The 20752-nt window shown below is 68.3% G+C and carries 25 protein-coding genes; 15 read left to right on the top strand and 10 right to left on the bottom strand.

Going from position 1 to position 20752, the window contains the following annotated elements; genetic code table 11:
* The first annotated feature begins 82 nt into the window (after positions 1–82).
* Both ETD85_RS08320 and ETD85_RS08315 read left to right on the top strand, forming a co-directional pair.
* Complete coding sequence (locus ETD85_RS08320; protein ID WP_138689018.1) at positions 83–1312, top strand: helix-turn-helix domain-containing protein; 1230 nt, start codon at positions 83–85, stop codon at positions 1310–1312.
* Positions 1313–1991: 679 nt separating this feature from the next.
* Positions 1992–3410, top strand: a complete 1419-nt coding sequence (locus ETD85_RS08315; RefSeq protein ID WP_138689017.1) for a hypothetical protein — start codon at positions 1992–1994, stop codon at positions 3408–3410.
* A 660-nt stretch (positions 3411–4070) separates the two neighbouring features.
* On the opposite strand, the gene ETD85_RS08310 is transcribed toward ETD85_RS08315, so the two are convergent.
* The 4 genes from ETD85_RS08310 to ETD85_RS65575 are packed head-to-tail and all read right to left on the bottom strand — an operon-like array spanning position 4071 to position 5002.
* On the bottom strand, positions 4071–4250 hold the full coding sequence (locus ETD85_RS08310) for a hypothetical protein (RefSeq protein ID WP_138689016.1): 180 nt from the start codon (positions 4248–4250) through the stop codon (positions 4071–4073).
* Positions 4251–4261: 11 nt separating this feature from the next.
* Entirely contained in the window at positions 4262–4546 is a 285-nt protein-coding gene (locus tag ETD85_RS08305; RefSeq protein ID WP_138689015.1) for a hypothetical protein, read from the bottom strand.
* A complete protein-coding gene (locus ETD85_RS08300; protein WP_240779030.1) occupies positions 4524–4844 on the bottom strand; it encodes a PadR family transcriptional regulator in 321 nt (106 codons plus the stop codon). Before ETD85_RS08300 ends, ETD85_RS08305 begins: the two co-directional genes overlap by 23 nt.
* Entirely contained in the window at positions 4826–5002 is a 177-nt protein-coding gene (locus tag ETD85_RS65575) for a PadR family transcriptional regulator (protein WP_240779032.1), read from the bottom strand. Before ETD85_RS65575 ends, ETD85_RS08300 begins: the two co-directional genes overlap by 19 nt.
* Positions 5003–5090: 88 nt before the next feature.
* On the opposite strand from ETD85_RS65575, the gene ETD85_RS08295 reads away from it, so the two are divergent.
* Together ETD85_RS08295 and ETD85_RS08290 are read left to right on the top strand one after the other, a co-directional pair.
* Positions 5091–5597, top strand: coding sequence for a DUF2306 domain-containing protein (locus ETD85_RS08295; RefSeq protein ID WP_138689014.1), 507 nt, complete (start codon positions 5091–5093; stop codon positions 5595–5597).
* Positions 5591–6280 carry a class I SAM-dependent methyltransferase gene (locus tag ETD85_RS08290; RefSeq protein WP_138689013.1) on the top strand — a complete coding sequence of 230 codons (690 nt, stop codon included), beginning with the start codon at positions 5591–5593 and terminating at the stop codon, positions 6278–6280. Before ETD85_RS08295 ends, ETD85_RS08290 begins: the two co-directional genes overlap by 7 nt.
* Positions 6281–6370: 90 nt before the next feature.
* On the opposite strand, the gene ETD85_RS08285 is transcribed toward ETD85_RS08290, so the two are convergent.
* Complete coding sequence (locus ETD85_RS08285; protein ID WP_138689012.1) at positions 6371–6763, bottom strand: ArsR/SmtB family transcription factor; 393 nt, start codon at positions 6761–6763, stop codon at positions 6371–6373.
* A gap of 78 nt (positions 6764–6841) precedes the next feature.
* Between ETD85_RS08285 and ETD85_RS08280 the strand changes: the two genes are divergently transcribed.
* The 8 genes from ETD85_RS08280 (at position 6842) to ETD85_RS08245 (ending at position 14323) form a co-directional block, all read left to right on the top strand.
* On the top strand, positions 6842–7939 hold the full coding sequence (locus ETD85_RS08280; protein ID WP_138689011.1) for a flavin-containing monooxygenase: 1098 nt from the start codon (positions 6842–6844) through the stop codon (positions 7937–7939).
* A 146-nt stretch (positions 7940–8085) separates the two neighbouring features.
* A complete protein-coding gene (locus tag ETD85_RS08275) occupies positions 8086–9525 on the top strand; it encodes an FAD-dependent oxidoreductase (protein WP_240779028.1) in 1440 nt (479 codons plus the stop codon).
* A 14-nt stretch (positions 9526–9539) separates the two neighbouring features.
* Positions 9540–9803, top strand: a complete 264-nt coding sequence (locus ETD85_RS08270; RefSeq protein WP_138689010.1) for a hypothetical protein — start codon at positions 9540–9542, stop codon at positions 9801–9803.
* Positions 9800–11074, top strand: coding sequence for an MFS transporter (locus tag ETD85_RS08265; protein ID WP_138689009.1), 1275 nt, complete (start codon positions 9800–9802; stop codon positions 11072–11074). The genes ETD85_RS08270 and ETD85_RS08265 overlap by 4 nt, the downstream gene beginning before the upstream one ends.
* The gene (locus tag ETD85_RS08260; RefSeq protein ID WP_138689008.1) at positions 11071–11457 is read left to right on the top strand and encodes an ArsR/SmtB family transcription factor; all 387 of its coding nucleotides are present in this window, start codon (positions 11071–11073) and stop codon (positions 11455–11457) included. Before ETD85_RS08265 ends, ETD85_RS08260 begins: the two co-directional genes overlap by 4 nt.
* Positions 11454–12560, top strand: a complete 1107-nt coding sequence (locus ETD85_RS08255; RefSeq protein WP_138689007.1) for an ArsO family NAD(P)H-dependent flavin-containing monooxygenase — start codon at positions 11454–11456, stop codon at positions 12558–12560. Before ETD85_RS08260 ends, ETD85_RS08255 begins: the two co-directional genes overlap by 4 nt.
* A gap of 159 nt (positions 12561–12719) precedes the next feature.
* Complete coding sequence (locus ETD85_RS08250) at positions 12720–12995, top strand: hypothetical protein (protein WP_138689006.1); 276 nt, start codon at positions 12720–12722, stop codon at positions 12993–12995.
* The gene (locus ETD85_RS08245; RefSeq protein WP_240779027.1) at positions 12992–14323 is read left to right on the top strand and encodes a M28 family peptidase; all 1332 of its coding nucleotides are present in this window, start codon (positions 12992–12994) and stop codon (positions 14321–14323) included. The genes ETD85_RS08250 and ETD85_RS08245 overlap by 4 nt, the downstream gene beginning before the upstream one ends.
* 35 nt (positions 14324–14358) lie before the next feature.
* Here ETD85_RS08245 and ETD85_RS62955 read toward each other — a convergent pair whose 3' ends face one another.
* The gene (locus ETD85_RS62955; RefSeq protein WP_170246562.1) at positions 14359–14634 is read right to left on the bottom strand and encodes a hypothetical protein; all 276 of its coding nucleotides are present in this window, start codon (positions 14632–14634) and stop codon (positions 14359–14361) included.
* 99 nt (positions 14635–14733) lie between these two features.
* Between ETD85_RS62955 and ETD85_RS08240 the strand changes: the two genes are divergently transcribed.
* A complete protein-coding gene (locus ETD85_RS08240) occupies positions 14734–15018 on the top strand; it encodes a hypothetical protein (protein WP_206058181.1) in 285 nt (94 codons plus the stop codon).
* Positions 15019–15513: 495 nt separating this feature from the next.
* Here ETD85_RS08240 and ETD85_RS08235 read toward each other — a convergent pair whose 3' ends face one another.
* The gene (locus ETD85_RS08235) at positions 15514–16257 is read right to left on the bottom strand and encodes a methyltransferase domain-containing protein (protein WP_206058180.1); all 744 of its coding nucleotides are present in this window, start codon (positions 16255–16257) and stop codon (positions 15514–15516) included.
* On the opposite strand from ETD85_RS08235, the gene ETD85_RS08230 reads away from it, so the two are divergent.
* A complete protein-coding gene (locus tag ETD85_RS08230) occupies positions 16256–16732 on the top strand; it encodes a helix-turn-helix domain-containing protein (RefSeq protein WP_206058179.1) in 477 nt (158 codons plus the stop codon). The two genes, ETD85_RS08235 and ETD85_RS08230, sit on opposite strands and share 2 nt — an antisense overlap.
* Here ETD85_RS08230 and ETD85_RS65570 read toward each other — a convergent pair.
* The 3 genes from ETD85_RS65570 to ETD85_RS08215 form a co-directional block, all read right to left on the bottom strand.
* Entirely contained in the window at positions 16689–16997 is a 309-nt protein-coding gene (locus ETD85_RS65570; RefSeq protein ID WP_240779026.1) for a carboxymuconolactone decarboxylase family protein, read from the bottom strand. The genes ETD85_RS08230 and ETD85_RS65570 overlap by 44 nt on opposite strands.
* A gap of 573 nt (positions 16998–17570) precedes the next feature.
* Positions 17571–18011: a DUF4396 domain-containing protein gene (locus ETD85_RS08220; protein ID WP_240779025.1), complete on the bottom strand. Its 441-nt coding sequence runs from the start codon at positions 18009–18011 to the stop codon at positions 17571–17573.
* A gap of 809 nt (positions 18012–18820) precedes the next feature.
* Positions 18821–19954 (bottom strand): C40 family peptidase, encoded by a 1134-nt coding sequence (locus ETD85_RS08215; RefSeq protein ID WP_206058178.1) that lies wholly within the window; start codon positions 19952–19954, stop codon positions 18821–18823.
* Between the two features lie 274 nt (positions 19955–20228).
* Here ETD85_RS08215 and ETD85_RS62950 point away from each other — a divergent pair, with 274 nt between their 5' ends.
* Positions 20229–20741 (top strand): hypothetical protein, encoded by a 513-nt coding sequence (locus ETD85_RS62950; RefSeq protein WP_170246566.1) that lies wholly within the window; start codon positions 20229–20231, stop codon positions 20739–20741.
* The last annotated feature ends 11 nt before the right edge of the window (positions 20742–20752 follow it).

Genomic DNA, 20752 nt, shown 5'->3' with positions numbered 1-20752 from the left:
GCGGTACTACGTCAGAAGAGGACACCGAGCGGCGAACCCCGCTGTCCGCCCCCGTGTCCGCCTGTCCCCGGAGGTGCACCGGATGAGCGACAACGCAACGGCCCCCGTCTGGGCCGGCCGCTTGCTCGCCGCCCGCAACAGCAAGGGCTGGTCACAACGCGAGCTGGCGCAAGAGCTGGCCAGAGCCTCCGACAAGCCCCTCCCCGAGCTGCCGAACGTCATCCGCCGCATCCGAGGCCACGAGACCGGCGAACACCGCCCCGACGCCTTCTACACCCAGCTCTACTGCAAGGCGTTCGGCCTGACCGAAGACCAGCTGTTCGGCACCATCATCAAGCCCGTCCCCACCCTCGCCCTCCCCACGTTGGCCCCCGACCCCGACCTCTACGAACGCATCACCCGCGCCATCGAGCACCCCTCCCGCGTCGACCTGGCGACAGTGGAATGGCTGGAACACTGCCTCGCCGAACACCGCCGCGTCGAGGACACCATCGGCAGCCGCCCCCTCCTACCGCTGATCCACGCCCAGTTGTCCACCGTGGCCGACCTCGCCCGAGGAGCCCGCGGCCCCCTCGCCGACCGCGCCGTAGCAGCCCTGGCCCAGTACGCCCAGTTCCTCGCCTGGATGTGCCAGGACTCCCGCCAGCACGCTGCCGCCCTGGCCTGGTACGACCGCTCCCACGCCTGGGCCGTCGAGGCCGGCGACGCCTGCCTCGCCTCCACCACCCTGAACATGCGCGCCCACCAGGCATGGAGCCTCGGCGACGCCCAGCGCTGCATCCGCCTAGCAGAAGCCTCCCGCTGGCACGACGGCCGCACGACCTACGGCGTCCAAGGCATGGCCGCCCAAATGGCCGGCCGAGGCCACGCCCAATTGGGCGAGGCCAACCAGGCCCGCACCCGCCTCGCCGAAGCCGAAGACCTCATCCGCACCGCCGCCGAACACCCCGAAAACGAACCACCCTGGATGTACTTCTACGACGAGGGCTGGTTCCTCATGCAACGCGGCATGGCCGAACTCGAACTCGGCGACGGCCGTCGCGCCACCGACTTCATCATGCGTGGCCTCTCTACGCTGCCGGAGTCCTACCGACGTGACCGCGCATGGTACGGAGCGTGTCTGACACGAGCACACATCCTGCAGGGCGATATCGAAGCCGCAACGACCGTTGCCACGGACGTGGCGCAGGATGCAGTGACTCTCAATGCCTATGCAGTGAAGGAACTTCGACGTGCCGCCCACGAGATCGCGAAAGCGAGCGCGTCCGGCGCGAAGACGATCACGGCGGCACTGGCACATGGCAGTCGTTAAGGCCGTGTCCCTGCTGTCCCTTCGTCCCTCACCGGTGTCCGAAGTGCAACGGTGTCAACGGGACCTTGGGACGCTTCGAGGCATCATTGTCCCTGTCGCTCTAGCCATGCCTACTGATGGAAGGTCGTAACGCCCCCTGGTGTTACAGCCTCCAAGCCTCGATGATTGCCCTTGAGTCGGTCGGTATTTGGCGCGTTCCCTCAGCCGGGAAGGTCTAATGACCATCGGCATCGCGAGGGGCGACAGGCGCACTCGCTAGCGACAAAGGGATTGAAGTGAACCAATGGCACGGCGAGCCAAAAAAATAGCGGCGAAGAGTAGGCGTAACAAGAGAGGGGGTGGAGCGAATGGGGCATCCTCTACCCGAGAGGCTTATCCTGCTGGGCGCAGACACACTAACGCGCGCGTCGAATCAAATGACAAGACGCCTGGTGAATCCATAAATGCGACCGACTACCTGCAGGAGGCTTATGCGCAGGTGCCCGGAATTGGACAAGGGAATCGATGGTATGACCTGCCATATTCGGTCATCAACTTCCTCCTCGGCGGGCAAGTAAGGAGGTTCATCCCGCGCCCAGTCAGAGCGGGGCTAAACTATCTTATTAACCAACTTCTGCAGTTCAATGTGCATGAGAGGAATATTGCTCGGAGTCGAGATGATCCACTCCATAATTTAAGCGTGTCATCCGATGAGCACGTTTCTATGCCTGCGGTATGGGTGATCGAACTATTTCCTCCTAGTCATATCAGCGATCTCGCTAGAGCGATCGAAAAGCATTCCTGGGATAAGGGGCGGGCGCGCTATAGGCCGGGAGAGTCTAATCAGGAAATCCTGGAGCGCTCTCGTGCGGGGAGGGGGTGGGTATGGTGGCAAATCGGAGATATCGCTGCTGAAGGATCTTCGGGTGTGCCTGGCAGAACAATGCGCCAAGAGTTGCCTGCGGAATTTAGCAATATAGAGATACATGGCCTCCAGATTGGCGAAGGGCTTACAGCTGTCTTAGCTCAATTCCGCCTGAGCGCCACAGCTCTACGTCATCTCGATGACGTCTGGCATGCCGACCATGAACCCCAATTGGTTTGGAAAGAGGGTCATCTGCATCCAGAAGACAGGCACTGGTCGGGACTTCGGAGAACGCAGGAAGCAAGAAGATCAGTCCACCGCAAGGCTCGATCGTGGCTACGGCGAGAGATGCCGGGCGTCTTTGCGCGGAACTCCCAATGCCAGCCATTAACCGATCTGCTATTGCTGGACAGATTCGACCCCTTCGCGGAATCGGAAATAGATCAGAATTTCTCGTCGGCGCTCAGAGCTCTCGGGCTCAGTCGGTTTAATGTCAATCCGATCACATGCTCAAACATTCCCGGCCTCATGTTGGAGAAGGTGGATACTGGTCTCTGTGCAACTTTCAAGGATGAGAAGGCGTGGACGCTGTGGGGCCAACGCAAATCGATCGCGGAGAGTGTCGGTGACACAAGTGCATACAGCGATGGCATAGACGGTGCGGTCACATATGTGTTAGGCGAAGCCTTGCGTGAGTTTCTGGCGCTCCTAGCCATTGCCGATCTTCTTGAACTTCTCGACGCAAAATATGCTGAGCTGCGCGATAAATCCCGCACTCGCCATGGGCGCTTCAGGGGGCGGCGCCTAAGGGAACTGCGGGAGGATTTTCTCACGCTGAGTCTCGACGTGAGTAGCCTTACCCGCGATATACAATCCTTCAACGCACGCACATGGAGGCATGAGAACGACGTTCGGTTTACCCTGAATGCGTCAGCGCGCCTGGCTAGAGCACTGCGAGAAGTGGGAAAGAAGGAACCAGATCCCATTGATTTGGTTGACAGGTGGCGAGCAGAGTACACCCTTCGAGCGCGAGAACTGGCCGCCATAGACAAAGACTATCGGGAAGTGCTTTCAACGGTCGCATCGCTCGGCACATCAATAGACACGATAAAAGTGAGCCGAATCGCGATTTGGGTCTCGCTGGCGTCGCTTCTAGTGGCATTGGTCACACTGCTCGTGGCAGATATAAAGCCTGACGCACCTCTCTTTGCGCTTTGGCAATGGATCTCATCGGCCCTTCACGTGGACAGGTAATGGGACAATGTGTCCGAGCACGGCTGAGCGTATAACGGCCTCAGGTTGCACAGGTTGCTCGCGTACCAGCACCGAGCGCTGGCTAGGGCCACAGGCTCTGCCCCGAGTCCGCTGAGTGACAGACTGAGTGACAATCGCTATTGACGATCACGAACGTTGGCGGACCCTGGCAATCATCTCTGCCAGGTCAACGGGCTGCATCCGTTGATCAGAGTTTGCGTCCGAGTTGCCTGATAAGGAAGAGGTCCCAGGTTCAAGTCCTGGTAGCCCCACAGTGTTTTAGCAGTTCAGAGGCCGTTTCCCGGAAGTCGGGAGATGGCCTTTTGATCGTTTGCCATCAATTTGCCACCAAGATCACCCAGCACCAGGTGACAGAGATCAGTCCACATCGGCACATGGCAGCATCGGCCTAACCTGGGGCTGGCGCGCTGCGTGAACACACTCGTGATAACCGGAGGCGGACTGCCGGCGGCCACCGGCATCCTGGGAAGTACCTTGAGGCAGAAGGCGGTGTTACGACGTGGGTGACCTGGTCAGCCGAACCACTCGCGGACTGTTCCGTGACCTCATGACCGGTAGCACTCTCGGGGAAATCTGTCAGGCGACACGAGAACGTCAGTAGTGGCGACGAAAAATGTCAGTGACACAGGTCACGCAGTCCTAGGGTGGGTCAATGAGCAGGGCGTCGTGGAGGCCGGTGTCGATATCCAGGCTGGCTCTGGCGTCGATCAGATACAGCCGGGCCCGGTAGGGCGGGGTGGGGGCGAGGAGCTCGCGTAACGCGTCGTAGAGGCTGGAGGGCATGGTGTGGCGCGGTTGCCCACCAGGGCGTGCAGCCATTAGGCGAGCGTTCAGGATACGGTGCTTTCCCATGCCAGTTTGGGCAGGCGTCCGCTGATCCGCTTGGGCAGGACTTTCCTGAGCGCGTCGAGCACGCTGTAGGTCAGGTCGCGGGCCGAGGCGATGTAGGGCATGGCGTCCAGTACCAGGACTCCGGCGTCCGGGTCGTGGATCACGGTGACCTGCAGTGGCTCGATCGCCGGTTTGCCGGCGATGCTCTGCTCCGTCGGCGGTGTGCCGGGCAGAGCCGACAGCGCGGGCGACGGGGCGGGGTCACCACGTGCGCCCCTCCTCACGCACGTCCATGGCACCCAGGTCGGCCGGCTCGATCGCCTCGATCGGGGCGCTGCCCCAGCAGGCTGGTGGAGGCCTCCCGCCGCAGGTCCGGCGGCGGCGCGGGGACGGCCGAGAGGCGGCCAGTCGCTCGGCCTCGGCCGGGGAGATCCACCGGACGCTGTCGGCGGCTGGGGAATCGGCCGACAGCGTCGCCCAACCGACGGCAGTCGCGCTTGCGTCGTCAGTGAGCTCGTAGGTGCGGCGGCGACGACCACCGACCACCGACCAGCTTCCCGTGATCAGCCCGGCTCGCTCCAGCCGGTGCAGCGCCGGGTAGACGGTGCCGGTGGGCAGGTCGATCCGGCCCTGGTCGCCTCCCGCAGAGCCTCCTTGACCGCGTAGCCGTGCCGCGGCCCGTCCTCCAGTGCCGCCAGCAGCAGGCCGTCCAGATGCCCTTTGAGCGCTTCGGCCCTCATAGGTAGTAACGCTATATGGGGCCTTCCGCCCCGGCAACCGCCGATGTAGCGTCCCTATATATAGCGTCGCTACGTATGGAGGGTTGTGATGGACGAGATCGACATCGGTGGCATCCCGGTGCCCGATAGGGGCCCGCTGTTCCTCACCGTCCTGGCCATCCACGTCGCGGCCGGGCTGACGTGCGCCACCTGCGGGGCTGCGGCGGCACTGTCGCGCAAGGGTGCGGCCCGGCACCGGCGCTTCGGCCGGATCTACCTGTGGGCTCTGGGCGTGGTGTTCGCCTCGATGAGTGTCATGTCGGTGATCCGGCGGAACCACAACGCGCACCTGTTCGTCATCGGCGCGGCCGCCTTCGCGCTCGCCATGGTCGGTTACCTGAGCAGGCGGCGGCGGCCGTACCTGCACATCGCGGGCCTGGGAGGCTCCTATGCCGCCCTGCTCACGGGCTTCTACGTCGACAAGGGCCCGCACCTGCCGGGCCGGGACCGGCTGCCCGCCTGGACGTACTGGGTGCTGCCGAGCCTGATCGGCCTGCCGGTGATCGCCCGTGCCATCGGGCGCAGGCAGCCCGCCGAGGGAGTCACATCATGCTGATCAGCCTGCTGCGGCGGTATCGGCGCACCGCGGCCGGTCCACGCTGGTACCGCGTGGTCTATCGGCTCGTCTACCGGCTGGGCCTGACCGTGTGGCAGCGGCCCGCCCCACCCGCCGACCTGATCAAGCTCGTCGAAGGGCCTTCGGCGCTGGCGCCCGGACGGGCCCTGGATCTCGGCTGCGGGACCGGTGTCGACACCATCTATCTGGCGGGCCGCGGCTGGGACGTCACCGCCATCGACATGGTGCCCCAGGCCCTGGCCGCCGCCCGCCGCCACGCCACCGCCGCTGGCGCGACTGCGGGCTTCATCGCCCCGCGTTTCATCCACGGCGACGTCACCCGCTTGCACGATCTCGGCGCCGGCGGCGGCTTCGGCCTGCTGGTGGACTTCGGCTGCCTGCACACCCTGCCCGAGGACCGGCGGCCCGCCTACGTCGCCAGCGTGACACACGCCGCGGCACCGGGGGCGATGCTGCTCTTGTACGGATTCAGCCGACCGCCCAAGGCTGCCCCGATGCACGCCGGCCTCACCATCGAGGAGGTCTGGCAGCGTTTCAGCCCTGCCGGCTGGCAACTCCTGAGCGCTGAACGCACCTCAGCCGAGACGCTCGGCATGCGGGTGCGGCGGGCTGATGACCGGTTTGAGCTGTGGTGCTACCAGCTGCAACGCCGGCCCAGCTGACTGGCGCCCTCCCGCCGTCACCTCAACCAGGGGCGGGGCGTGCCACCGGCATGAGGGAACCGGCCGCTGTGCCGGTCCACCGACAAGAGATCAGCAGCAGAACTTCAGATAGTCCTGCAGATCGCCGAGAATGCGGGCGACGCTGTCGCGGTCGCCGCGATACAGCACTTCCTTGCCGTCGCGACGGGAGGTGACGATGCCGCCGCGGCGCAGCAGCGCCAACTGCTGGGATGCGGCGGACTGGCTGATGCCGGCGCGCTCGGCGACCTGGTTCACCGACAGTTCGGCACCGCGGGTGAACAGCAGCATGATCTGCTGGCGGCCCTCATGGGCCAACGCCTTGAGAAAGTCGTGCGTGGCCTGGCCCAGCTGCGGTGCGCACGCGGCGGCCGCACTGTCGCCCGGCGCTGAGGCTAGTGCGCAAGCGGGCGCGGCATCGGGTGGCGGAGTGCCCGGCCTCGCGGCCGATGTCCTGATGGCCATGACTGCTCCCTTCCTCGCGGCATCCTATCCTTCACTTCAAGATATTGACATATTATAAAATGACGGTACGTTCGCGGCATGTCCCCTCGCAACGACTCCGTCCTGATCGTCGGGGCCGGCCAGTCCGGCCTGGCCGCCGCGCACGCCGTCCTCGAGCACGGGCTGCGGCCCGTGCTGCTGGAAGCCTCCGAGCGGGCGGCCGGGTCCTGGCCGCGCTACTACGACAGCCTCGCCTTGTTCTCGCCCGCCCGCTACAGCGGCCTGCCCGGCATGCCTTTCGGTGGTGATCCCGAGCGCTACCCGCGCCGCGATGAGGTGGTCGCCTACCTGGAGTGTTACGCCGCTGCCCTGGCCGGGTGCGGCGCCGAGCTGCGCACCGGCGCCAGGGTCCTCGCGGTCGAGCCCGCCGGGAACACCGGTAGCGACGGCTTCGGTGTTCGTCTGGATGGCGGCGAGGACTTGGCCGCCGCTGTCCTGATCGCGGCCAGCGGCGCCTTCGGCCGCCCGTATCGGCCTGCCCTGCCCGGCCTGGACACCTTCACCGGCCAGGTCTTGCACGTTGCCGACTATCGCTCGCCGGCCTCGCTGCCCGGTGAGCATGTCATCGTGGTTGGGGCGGGTAACTCGGCGATCCAAGTCGCCTACGAGCTGGCCGCCGAGCGGCGGGTGACGCTCGCCAGCCGGGCGCCGATCCGGTTCGTGGAGCAGCGCCCGCTGGGGCGGGACCTGCATTTCTGGTTCCGTGTGAGCGGGTTCGACCGGCTGCCGCTGTCCCGCGCGGAGGCGCCGCCCGCCTCGCCCGTGCTCGATGACGGCCGCTATCGCCAGGCGCTGCGCGAGGGCCGCTACCGCCGCCGGGAGATGTTCACGCGCCTGGACGGCGATCAGGTCGAATGGCCCGACGGCGGGCGTGAACGCGTCGATGCGGTGCTGCTGGCCACCGGCTACCAGCCGGACCTGCCCTACCTGTCCCATCTGGGTGCGCTGACGGCTGACGGACGCCCTCGTCAGCGCCGGGGTCTGTCCCTCACCCATGCGGGCCTGGGCTATCTGGGCCTGGAGTGGCAGCGCACTCCCTCCTCCAACACGCTGCGCGGGGTCGGCGCCGACGCTCAGCGCCTCGTCGCCGCCCTCACGCGTCATCTGCGCGGTAACCGGGAGCGCGTCCGCGCGTGACGGGTCGCAGCTCCTCCTGCATTGATTTGATGAACATCTAATTTGACATATCTCTAAGCTGTCAGGCATTCTGCCGGCAGATGTACTTAGACAGCCTTCAAAACAGTGTGGGGCGCGGCCCCCGAGAACCCATGAGGAGATGTGCCATGAGCGGATGCTGCGGTCCCACCGCCATTGAACTGAAGGCCAGCTCGCAGGCCGCACGGCCTGACGAGCTGACCGTCGTGGTGATCGGCGCCGGCCCGGTGGGCCTGGCGGCCGCCGCCCACCTGGCCGAGCGCGGCATCGACTTCACGCTCCTCGAAGCTGGCGACCGCGTCGCCGCCTCGGTGGCCCAGTGGGGACACGTGCGGGTGTTCAGCCCGTACCGGTACAACATCGACGCCGCCGCCCGCCGCCTGCTGGAGGCCGACGGCTGGACGGCCCCGGACGCCGACTGGCTGCCGACCGGCGCCGAGCTCATCGACGACTACCTCGCCCCGCTGGCCAAGCTGTTCGGCGACAAGGTGCGGCTCGGCGCGCAGGTGAGCGCGATCAGCCGCCTCGGCTACGACCGGGTCCGCACCGCCGGCCGCGAGCAGGCTCCGTTCCTGATCCGGCTGGCCGACGGCACCGAGCTGCACGCCCGCGCGATCATCGACGCCTCCGGCACCTACACCAGCCCGAACGTGCTCGGCGCGAGCGGCCTGCCCGCCCACGGCGAGAGCGACGCGGCAGACCTGGTCGACCACGCGCTGCCCGACGTGCTCGGCGCCGACCGTGACCGTTACGAGGGCCGGCGGGTGCTGGTCGTCGGCGCCGGCCACTCCGCTGCCACGACGCTGCTCGCGCTGGCCGAACTGGAGCACACTCCGATCATCTGGGCGATCCGTGCCGGCGACGCCGGCCGCACCTACGGCGGTGGCGAGGCCGACGCGCTGCCGGCCCGCGGTGCGCTCGGCACCCGGCTGCGCGCCCACGTCACCTCCGGCCGCATCCGGTTGCTGACCGGCTTCTTCACCCATCGCGTCCACGCCACCGGCCAGGGCGTCGAGGTGGTCAGCCGCGACCCCTCTGGCCGCGAGCAGAGCGTCACCGTGGACCGGATCGTGTCGGCCACCGGCTACCGCCCCGACCACGCCATCGCCTCAGAGCTGCGCCTGGACCTGGACCCGGTGCTCGGCTCCACGCGCGCCCTGGCCCCGTTGATCGACCCCAACCAGCACTCCTGCGGCACCGTCCCCGCTCACGGCGTGGACGAACTCGCGCACCCCGAGGCCGGCTACTACGCGGTCGGCGTCAAGAGCTACGGCCGCGCGCCGACGTTCCTCATGGCCACCGGTTATGAGCAGGTCCGCTCGGTCGCCGCCGCGCTCGCCGGGGACTGGGAGGCGGCCCGGGACGTGCAGCTGGACCTGCCCGAGACCGGCGTGTGCTCCTCTGGCCTGGCCGAGGCCCAGGAGCAGCGGGTCGGCCTGGCCACCGGCATCAGCGGCGGCCTGCTGTCCACCCCGCTCCCCCTCGCCACCGTCAGTGCCACCGGCACCGCCGGCGCCACCGCCACCGCCGGCGCCGGCGCTGGCGGCGGCGGCGGCTGCTGCGGCTGAAAGGAGCACCGCTAATGTCCGACGGCTACCCGACCGCCGCGCAGAAGGAGGCGCTGCGCCTCATCTGCGACCGCGAGCCGATGCCCGCCCACCGGCTGGCTGAGGCCCTGGTCGCCGCCCGCAGGCCCAGCACCAACCCCGGCTACGCTCCGGCGATCGCCCGGATGGCGGGAACGCTCGCCTGGCGGCTGCAGGCCCAGGGCTTCATCGCCGAGACCCGCGCGGGCGGGTGGACAACCACGGCCGAGGGCCGCGCGCTGATCGCCTGTCCGGCATGAGTTCTCCTGCCGAGACCGCCGCCCTCGAACAGCAGGGCGGCGGTCCGCCGCGTTCCAGACATGGCTGGCGGGTCGTCGCTGCGCTGGCGGTCACCCAGACCATCGGCTACGGCGTGCTCTACTACGCCTTCTCCGTCTTCCTCGCCCCCATGGCCCGCGATCTGCACGCCACGCCCGCGCAGATCGCCGCGGCGCTGACGCTGTCCGTCCTGATCGCCGCGGTGTGCGCGCCGCTGGTCGGCCGCCTGCTGGACGCCCGCGGCGGGCGCGTCCTGATGACCGCCGGGTCGCTGCTCGGCACCACGGCGGTGCTGGCCTGGTCGCGGGTGGAGAGCCTGCCGCAGCTGTACGCGGTGTTCGCGCTCGTCGGCGCCGCCTGCTCCCTGGTGCTGTACGAGGCGGCGTTCGCGGTCATCGTCTCCCTCTATGCCGGTAACGAGCGCAGCAGGGTGAACGGGCTGCTGGCGCTAACCATCGTGGCCGGGTTCGCCTCCTCGATCTTCCTGCCGCTGACCGGCCTGCTGGTGGACCGGTACGGCTGGCGTACGGCGCTGGTGATCCTGGCCCTGATCTACGGGCTGGCGGCGATCCCGCTGCACGCCCTCGTGCTGCGCCGCCGCGCCGGCATGGCCGGCACGCAGGCGTCCGCCGCGGCGCGGGAGCGGGCCGCCATCGTCCAGGCGGCGACCCGCCGGCGGCCGTTCTGGCTGCTGGTGATCGCCTTCACCGCCAACGGCGGCGCGGTCGCCACCGTGGCGGTCCTGCTCATCACCTACCTGATCCACCTCGGCCACCCGCCCGTGCTGGCCGCCACTCTGGCAGGGCTGCTGGGCGTGCTGTCGGTGACCGGGCGGCTGATCACCACCGGCCTGCAGACCCGGCTGCCCGCCGCCCTCATCGCTGCCGCCATCTTCGCCCTGCAAGGAGTGGCCGTGCTGCTGCTGCCGCTGATCGGCCGCAGCGTGGCGGGCGCGATCGGCGCGGTGCTGCTGTTCGGGCTCGGCTTCGGCATCGCCTCGATCACCCTGCCGCACCTGCTGGTCGGCCGCTACGGGACCGCCGCCTACGCCTCGCTGGCCGGCCGCATCGCCGTCTTCTCCGTCGCCGACAAGGCCCTGGCCCCGCTCGGCGCCGTCGCCCTCGCCCAGGCCGCCGGCTATGGCTGGGTGATGGGCGCGGTGGCCGCCGCCTGCGCGATCGCCGCGTTCGCGCTGGTGGCCTACCACCGCCTACAATTTAGACCAGCTTCTAATCAGGAGGGGTTGTCATGACCGTCCCCACCGGCCAGTGCTGCGCCCCGATCGCCCGCGAACCGCTGGCCGAGGACACCGCCGCCGAGCTCGCCGTCATGCTCAAGGCGGTCGCCGACCCGGTACGACTGCGCCTGCTGTCCATGATCGGCTCCCACGCCGGCGGCGAAGCCTGCGTGTGCGACCTGACCGGCACCTTCGACCTGACCGCCCCCACCATCTCCCACCACCTCAAAGTGCTGCGCACCGCCGGACTGATCGACGGCGAGCGGCGTGGCACCTGGGTCTACTACCGCATCATCCCCGAGGCGGTGAACAGGCTCGGAGCCCTGTTCACTCCCCTCACCGAGCCCGCTCCCCAGGCTGCGGCGGGACGCACTGAGCTGGCGCTGCTGCCCGCATGACGGCCGCCCCCTGGTCCGTCGACGTCCTGGTGATCGGTGGCGGGCAGGCGGGCCTGGCCGCCGGCTACTACCTGCGCCGCGCGAGAGCCGACTTCGTCATCCTCGACGCCCAGGACAGCGCCGGCGGCGCCTGGCGCCACGCATGGGACAGCCTGCGCCTGTTCTCACCGGCCCAGTACAGCTCGCTACCTGGCCGCATGATGCCCATCCCGCCCGGCGGCGGCTACCCCAGCGCCGCCGACACGGTCGCCTACCTGGCCGACTACGAACGCCGCTACGAGCTGCCGGTGCTGCGCCCGGTGACGGTGCACGCGGTGCGGCGCGGCGACGGCCACCTCCTGGCCGAGACGGGTCACGGCACCTGGCGGGCCAAGGTGGTGATCAGCGCGACCGGCACCTGGTGGCGCCCCTACATCCCGCACTATCCCGGCCTGCACGACTTCGGCGGCGAGCACCTGCACACCGCCGGCTACCGCGGCCCCGAGCCGTTGCGTGGCAAGCGCGTGGTCGTCGTCGGCGGCGGCAACTCCGCCGCCCAACTGCTGGCCGAGCTGTCCCCGCTGGCCGAGGTCACCTGGGTGACCCAACGGCCGCCGCGCCTGCTGCCGGACGACATCGACGGCCGCGCCCTGTTCGACCTGGCCACCCGCCGCCACCGCGCCGCCCAGACGGGCGAACAGGCGGAAGAACGTGCGGGCGAACGGGCTGGCGAACGGGTGGGCGAGGGCGCGGCGGGTATCGCCGACCTGGGCGACATCGTCGCCGTCCCGGCCGTGCGCGAGGCCCGCGACCGCGGCGTGCTCAAGGCCCAACCGATGTTCACCCGCATCACCTCGCGCGGCGTCGCCTGGGCCGACGGCAGCACGCTGGACTGCGACGTGATCCTGTGGTGCACCGGCTTCCGGGCCGCCCTGAACCACCTGGCCCCGTTGCGCCTGCGCAGCCCGGACGGGCTCATCCCCACCCGCGGCACCCAGGCCATCGGCGAACCCCGCCTGCACCTGCTCGGCTACGGCGACTGGACCGGACCCGCCTCGGCCACCCTCATCGGCGCCGGCCGCACCGCCCGGCAACTCGCCGCCGAGATCACCGCCCAGCTGTAGCGCGCTTCGCTCCGCACCCGACACGGCCGGCCTACCCTAATTAGATTTCCGTCTATCTTGACGAACGTCGAATCAGCGTGAGATCGTGACATCTGCTTAGACATCCATCTAATTCTTGGAGCGGGGTGGGCCGTCCGCCCTGCTCGGTAGGGAGACACGATGACGAACCAGACCAGCGGCGGCTTCCTCGGCGACCTGGCCGAAGCTTTCACCCCGCCCGCGGCCGGAGGCTGCTGCGGCGCCCCCTCCGCCGGGCAGCCGTCCGACAGCGCCGGGCAGGCCGCAGAGCTGACCGCTGCGGAGCTGACCGCTGCGGCGACGGCCTGCTGCGGCAGCACGGACGCCGCCAGCCAGGCCGCCCAGAGCGGCTGCTGCGGCCAGGCTCCGGCCAGCACTCAGGCCGGCTCCCAGCCTGCCGCCGGATGCTGCGGATGACCACCACAGCGCCTCGCCTCAACCAGGGCAGGCCGGACCTGGCCGCCCTGGTGGAAGCGGTGTCGGCCACCCGCATGCACGCCGCGGTGCGCGAGCTGGCCGGCGACCGTTATGCCGGGCGGCGCGTGGGCTCACCCGGCGGGCACGCCGCCGCCGCCTGGCTCGCCAAGCAGCTCGGCGAGCTGGGCGCCCAGGTGCAGCTGCCGGAGTTCGACGTTGAGGGCGTGCGTGAGCTGTACCAGACGCCCGTGCTCGAATGGAGCAGCGCCGGGCAGACGCGGCGAGTGGAACACCGCCGCGACTTCGTCGAACACCTGGCCTCCGCCGACCTCCCGCACGCGCGCTCCGCGCTCCTGGTCAAGATCCCCGAAACCGGCGCTGCGGCCGGTTCGGGCACCGGGCTGCGCGAGCGCTGGGTGCTAGCCGAGGCCGCGAACTTTGGGCGAGCGTGCGAGCTGGCCGAGACGCAGGGCGCGGCCGGAGTGCTGACCGTACGCGGCACCGACGCCGAAGGCTGGATGCCCAAGATGATCGCCGGGCCGCCTGCCCGCGCGGTGCCCGTCATCGCCGTCCGTCCCGAGGTCCACCGGCAGCTGGGCGAAGCCCTGGACGCGGGCTTGGTCCAGGTGGTCGGCTCGATGCCGTTGCGGCAGATCGCCAGCCGAGGCCGCAACGTCTACGCCCGCTTTCCCCACATCGAGACTGGCGGCCATCGAGGTGGTGCCGGTCACGGCGACGCTCACGCCGGTGGGCCCGGTGATGGGAACGCGGGGCTGCGGATAGTGCTGAGCGCGCACTACGACGGCGTCGGCGACGACCCCGACCGGCGCCTGCCCGCGGCCGCGGACAACGCCTCCGGCGTGGCCGCGGTCCTTGAGGCCGCCCGTGTGCTGGCGGCCGCTGCGCCGGCCGGGGCGCTGGAGCTGACGGTGGCTTTTCTGGACGGCGAGGAGGCGGGCGCGTGGGGCTCGGCCCACCACGCCCCCACCCTGCCGTCGGACACGCTCGTGATCAACCTCGATGGTGCCGCGCAGTTGCACGAGGCCGCCGCCGTCGAGGCGGGCGGGCCCGCTCACGCCCTGCTGGCCGTCCTGGATCAGGCCGCGCGGTTGACCGGCGTGCCGCTGCGGGCGGGCGCGATGGCCTCCGACAACCGTCGCTACGCCGCGGCCGGGCTGGCTGCGATCGGCATCGGCATGGGCATGCCCGGCTACCAGACCCCCGCTGAGACGCCTGAGCGCGTCGAGCTGGATACTCTGCTGGCCGCTGCTCGGCTGCTGGTGGCCGTCGCCTGGCTGCTTGCCGTGCCGCTCGCCACGGTGCGGTGACCAGGCGGACATCGCATCCCCGAGTGGTGGCCTGCTCATGAGGGCGAGTCCGCCTCCGGCCCTGCGGCAGACACCACTGTCGGCCTGGGTGACGGCCCGGTCGGCGGCTGAGCGGCAGGGCGGATCGGCGGCTGGGCCGGCAGCTCGGCGGGCGGCTCGGCGGGCGGCTCGGCGGGCGGCTCGGCGGGCTCGCCTTCGGTGCGGTGGGCGAGTTGGCGGAGCTGGGCCACCCCGAGGAAGCCGAGGATGCGCCACCGCGCCGGATGTGGCCCGGGCCGCACCCGCGCCGACCTGGTCGAAGCCGCTCTCACGGACGCGCTGCGAGCCGGCGAGAAAACCCTCTCCCGCATCGATCTGACCGGCGACGCCCGCGACGCCATGAAGCGCTACTGGCCTCAAGCTGGGAGATCGTGGCCGAGTCCGCGGCCCTGCTGAGCGCCGCGGAGGCCGTCCTTCCCGCGGGGCGCGTGCGAGACCTGCACGCCGAACCCGCGCAACGCATGGCCGAGCTCATCGGCCGCGGCCAGGAACAGGATGTCTTTCGCACCGACCTGACCGCCACCTGGCTGGTCAGCCTCGTCCACTACATCCTGCACGGAGCGGCCAGCGAGTTGCGCGCCGGACGCCTGCCCGCACAGGACGCCGCCGACGTGGTGACCAGATCGGTCCGATCGGTGCTGACCGGCGGCGGCTAGAAGTCCTGGTGAGGTCGGCGCGCGTGCCCTTCGGGGATGCCGGGCTTCGTGGCGGCCGGTGCGCCCGGTTGCTGTCTTGCGTGGCCGGGGGCGCCAGCCCGGAACGGATGACCTCTACCAGGCAGCGGATGGCGGCCTCGGAGGGCAACTCGCCTGCCGCCGCGACGGCGTGCAGGCAATAGCCGGCCAGTTCGTCGGTGGGGATGTCCTCGCGGACCACGCCGGCACGGACGCCATCGGCCAGCAGGTCGCGGATCAGCTCGTGCAGCCGCCGCTGGGTGAGCCGTCCCAGTCGGCACCCGGCTCATCTGCTCGCTCTGCAGCTCTGCCACATCAGGTCTTCTACGATGCAAGATCGTAGATGGGTATCGCAGAAGACGTGATCCACTACTCAACGACACGGTCGCCGCCGCCGAGATCCGCGCCGCCCGCCGCCGCGATCAGGCGTCACCTACCTGCTAGTCCTTAGCAGGAGATGGAGCACGAGCGCTGTCGCTAACCGCGTGTGGCAGAGCCGACGAACAACGGCAATGCGAGGAACAGCCGGTTCTGCTCGGCACGTCGGATCTGTTCAGCGGTCCAGGCGTCGTACTGCTCTCGCGTGATGATCCCGGCAGCGTGAACGGCCTCGGCGATGCCGGTCACCATGCCGAGCATAGTCTTGTCGGTGAAGACTCCGACGTGCACCTCCACCTCCACCTCGCGGAAGCCGGAGCCCAGCAGCAGGTTGCGGTAACTGCGGGCGGCTCGTGGGTTGGGGGTCAACTCGGCGCGGGCATGCACGATCGTCCGTGTGAGGTCGGGTTGTTCGGAGTCGATGACGAAGGTGTCCCAGTCCTGGCCGATGAGAACTGTCCGACCGCCTGGGGCCAGTACCCTGTTGGCCTCGGCCAGCGCTCGGATGGCGTCGTTGAGCTCGTGGAAGACCTTGTCCGCGCGATAGCCGGTGACTTCGTGGTCACCCAGGGGAAGTGAATAGGCGTTGCCGATCCGGAAGTCGGCGTCGGGCCAGCGCTGCTGGGCAACTGCGATCATCTCCTCGCTCACGTCCACGCCGACCGCTGCGACCTTCCTGTCGTACAGCTCGGCCACCGCTCGGCCGGCGCCGCAGCCCACGTCGACGGCGGAGTCCCCTGGGCGGAGTCGTAGCAGTTCGTATGAGCGGGCGCGGAGCATGACGGCGGACGGGATGGCATCGGCGATGTCGAGCAGTTTGATGAGTTCCGTGTGAGTGGACATGCACGACACCTTGCGACTTAATGTCGACATGAAGTCAAATCCGGAGATGACTATCGGCGATGTGGCGGCCCGGTTCGGGCTCGCACCCCACGTTCTGCGCCACTGGGAGGCTATGGGGCTGCTCTCCCCCGCTCGCGCGGAGGGCGACCGGCGCCACTACAACCGCAACGACCTCTACCGGATCGCGTTGATCCTTCGCGCTAGGGAAGCGGGTATCGGCTTGGAGGACCTCCGTGAGATGCTCGCCGCCGCTGAGCCCCCAGCCCGCCGGAAGATCCTCCATCGCCACCGCGCGGACCTGGTGCGGCGCATTGCCCAGGCCCAGGCATCGCTCGAGCTCATCGACTGTGCGCTGACGTGCGACCACGAGGACTTCGCCAGTTGCGCGCATTTCCGGGCGATGCTAACCGAGCGCGTCGAGCAAGTCTCCCCTACCCTTCCTGCCTCGCAGGTTCGAGCCCGGCGAGGAGATTGAATGTGCCAGTGAGTTGGTTCAGGGCGACCAGCCCGGGGATCTCGGCGATGATCCTGTCACTCCAGCCATGTGCGCGCAGCACCGCCACATCGTCGTCGCCGATGGAGGACGGATCGGCCAGGATGTGGACCGCCATGGCGATGAGGGCCGCCTCGCGAGCGTCCATGGATGTGCCCTGACGAGCGAGCACGACGTCGCTCTCGTTCAGCTCTGCCGCCCGCGCCGCCTCCGTGTGTGCTTCATACAGTAGGCGCAGCCGATCCACTCCTGTACGGCGAGCGAGATCTTCTCGCTGAGGGTACGGGGCGGCTCCGCGCGCTTCATGGCACGGGACAGCTCCAAGTAGCCCTGCAAGACGGCCGGCGAATGAGCCATGGTGGCGATCATGTCGCCCACTTCGCCCCTTCTGGCAACGATGTCTTCCAGGAGCTCACGGGACTTCCCGGGCGCTTGGCGGGCTCCAGCGCGGTAAGGCGTCGCATACGATCTCTCTGGCTCGTTTATACCCCATAAGGGTATAGGAGGGATGGGTATTCTCGCCACCCCACCGCCGGCGGCGTCGGTTCGACGAGTCGGCTCTCCGGCAGCAGCCGCAAAGAAGACAACCCCTTGTACCGCCGCCAGGCCGAATAGCAGGATCGGGGCTGACCGTTGTGGACACGCGCCAAGCTACGGGCCCGAGCGGCCAGAAGTCGCGGGAGCGGTTACGATCCCGAGCACTCCTGACAGGCCGTACCGCACCTTCTCAGAAGCACCACATTATGGTGCGAGGTCCATGCCACCGCCACAATGTGTTCGCCTGGAGCGGCGCTTCAGGTAGGCGGAACCGACGTGCCAGTTAGTGATGGTAGGCGTGGATCACCGCGTGCCCCTTGCCACGCCCGATGATCCATTTGTTGATGGGCGTGGTGACGAGGAAGGCGAGCAGTAGCGAGAACGCCAGCGCACCCCAAAACAGCACAGAGGCCAGGCCGGAGTCCATGGCGCCGGGGATGATCAGCATGATGCCGTTGTCGACGATCTCCATGACGAGGATCGACAGGGTGTCGGCAGCCAGCGCGAGTCGCAGCGCCGTACGCCAGTTGAGGCCCGCCCGGAACAGTCCGCGCAAGGTGAGCGCGTAGCCGAAGATGAATGCCAGGGCGACGGCCAGCAGGATGCTGGGCAGGTCATGCCAGCCCAGCGCGGTGGCGATCACCATGCCGAGCACCTCGCCGATGGCGCAACCGGTGAGGCAGTGCAGCGTCGCTGAGGCAGCTACTCCCCATGTCGTCTTCATCGGCCCATGGTGACCGCGGTCTGCGGCTTGATGCTGTGCGTGACTACTATGCGCCTCAGTTGCATGACCATGAGAGCCATGGTCATGCATTTCATGCTCAGCCGGGTGCATCGATTCAGACATTGGTACCTTCTAGGTTGATCGGCCACATTTCAGCCCGGCCAAACCTATACCCCTGCCCCGTATTTGGGCAATGAGGGTGAGCCTTGAGCGTTACCATCTCCTATGCAGGATCGGAGACTAGGAAGTTTCGCGGGCAGGACGACCGCCGGCATCGACTCCCCGGGGCAGTTCTCATGCGAAATCCGTCCCGGCTATACCCCACGCCTGGCCACCGCCTCAGCACCTGATCTCCGGAGCCAGGAGTCGCCGTGGCCGATCACATCGAGGCGACGTGCACGTTCCCCGGCCTTGGCCCGTGCACGCCTCGGCTTCTCCGCCAGAGGGAACACGATCGCCTCACTATCGCCCACCTCAGCCAGCGGCGACCTGACCGGTCAACACATGAGGTACACGAAAGCGTCCAGAGGCAGTTCGCCGGCCTTCATGCCGAACGCTCGGCAGCCGAATGATCAGGGGCCACTCCAGGTCGCGCGGGCAGACCAAGGTCCGCTCGGCCGGCTCCAGGAGCGCGTGCGACACTGGAGCACCCATGCACCCATGCACCCGAGAACCCGCATCCTCGAGGCTGCCCGTCCTGCGTCCGCGGGTCAGTAGCCGGATACCCGGTCGAGGTTCACGGTCGACGTAAGGCTGATCGAATCCATCATGGACGACGTCAAGATCGCACCCCCAGCAGCGGTCCGTCTTCACGAGTGCGCAACTCTGACGACTCCAGCGAGCTTTCGGGTATGTACAGAGACGATCTTGACGACGTCGCCCGTTCGCGGGGCCTGGATCATTTTCCCGTCTCCCCAGTAGATCGCCGCGTGTGAGATGTAGCCGGGGTTCGTAGGGTCCAGCCGCCAGAAGATGAGGTCGCCCGGCCGCATCTCGGCGAAGGGCACCTGCGGGCCGCTGGCGAACTGCTGGTGTGTCACCCTGGGCAGGCGGATGCCAGCGCGCCCGAAGGCCCATTGGATCAGGCCAGAGCAGTCGAACGTATCGGGCCCCTCGGCGCCCCATACGTAGGGGGCGCCGAGTTTGCTCGCAGTTGCGGTCAGGACCGTACGGATCCGATCCTCGGAAAGCGACGCCGGTGATCTTCCGGGTCGGACAGGCGTGAACGCGGGCTTGAGCACGACGACCTGGACCTTCCGGGGTAGCTTGCGCGACAGAGCATCCTTGAGGCTGGCTGAGTTCGTGCGTGGCGCGTTCACCAGCAGGGCGTTCTTCTGCGGGAGACCCAGGCGCCGAGCCGTGTCTGTGGATACGACCGCGTCAATGACTCCCAATCCCATGGTCGCCACGGCACCGACCCGCAGCTTCTGGCCTCCCGCGCTGACCGAAGTCCCCAGCGCCAGTCCGCCATCCGTCCCCAGACTGAAGGAGACCGCGGCGTCACCGGATGCGATGCTCTGCCACAACGCATCCGCGCGTGCCGTGGGGCCGGGCGTGTAGGAACGGAATGACGACGGATCGACGCCCACGGTCGACACGTGCCGGCCCGCGATCGTCAGCCGGGCTGCATCGATCGGCTCCACCGTCGCCACACCCGCCTGCCCCTGAACGCTCGCGACCACCTCCTCAGATAACGTGCGGTCGCTGAGCACGAGGAGATGGGCCCCAAGATGCCGCTTCAGCGGCGCGACCGGTTCAACCGCCGGTGTCGTGGCAGGATTGCTCCTGCCCATGGTGGACGGGCGTTCGACCGGCCTGAGGACCTCGGGGAGGGGTTCCATCCTGGACAGGATCACCACACCCGTGGCCAGGACGACGACGATCGACGCGGACAGCAGAAAGATTACCGGGAAGCTACTACGGTTCATCGTCTCAGCCGCCACCTGCCAACGATCGACTCAGAGCCGAAATGATGCCCCCTCCGTACCTACCAATCCACGCTGAATCTACTACGCAATATAGTGTCAAAGGACTCCAGTGACGTCGGCGATGGCCGCGGAGCCAGCGGGTGACCGGCGGGAAGGCGGCCAGGCGGAGAGGCGCATCTGCGGCCGGGATGTCGTCAAACCGCCGGCTCAGGGCGCTGCCGATGGCCAGGGAGGATCCATAGCCGGCGAAGAGCGTGACGCGCCAGGCGGCGTCGCCACGGGAGCGGCGATGGCCCACCTGACCAAGCGGGCAGGCAAGGGAGACGTGGTCGACAACCTCGTGGACGCCATCGAGACGCTGTCTGCCGGCAACCTGCTTGCTCTCACAGGGCTCGCCATGGCCGGGCCGTCCATCATCACCCACCTGGGTAAGGCGCACGCCGACGGAACTTTGGAACTGTACGCCAGCGAGCGCGCCTTCACCGCCTACCTTCGGGCCGAGCAGGAGCATGGGCGCATCCGAGCGGACGATGACGTGGAGTCGATCGCTCTTGCTCACCCGGGGCTCGCACGCCGCCGACCTGCACGACCGCATGCACAGGACAGCATCGACCTTGATCGCAGCCTTGACTCCGCAGGCGTGACCGCCCTGGGGTTCACGCTCAGTACAACCAGCCCAGCAGTTATGACAGCGCCATGGGGATCATGGTGGCCTTCGTCCGGTGGCGGTAGAAGAACCGCAACGGCTGGGCGCCCGGACGTGACGCCCAGCCCTCCCCTATACACCTATGGGGTATTGTGACCATTAACTCG

This window comes from Nonomuraea zeae (assembly GCF_005889725.1).
GTDB classification, from domain to species: domain Bacteria; phylum Actinomycetota; class Actinomycetes; order Streptosporangiales; family Streptosporangiaceae; genus Nonomuraea; species Nonomuraea zeae.
Note: the sequence above shows the minus strand (reverse complement) of the source record. Positions and strands in the feature narration are given on the sequence as shown.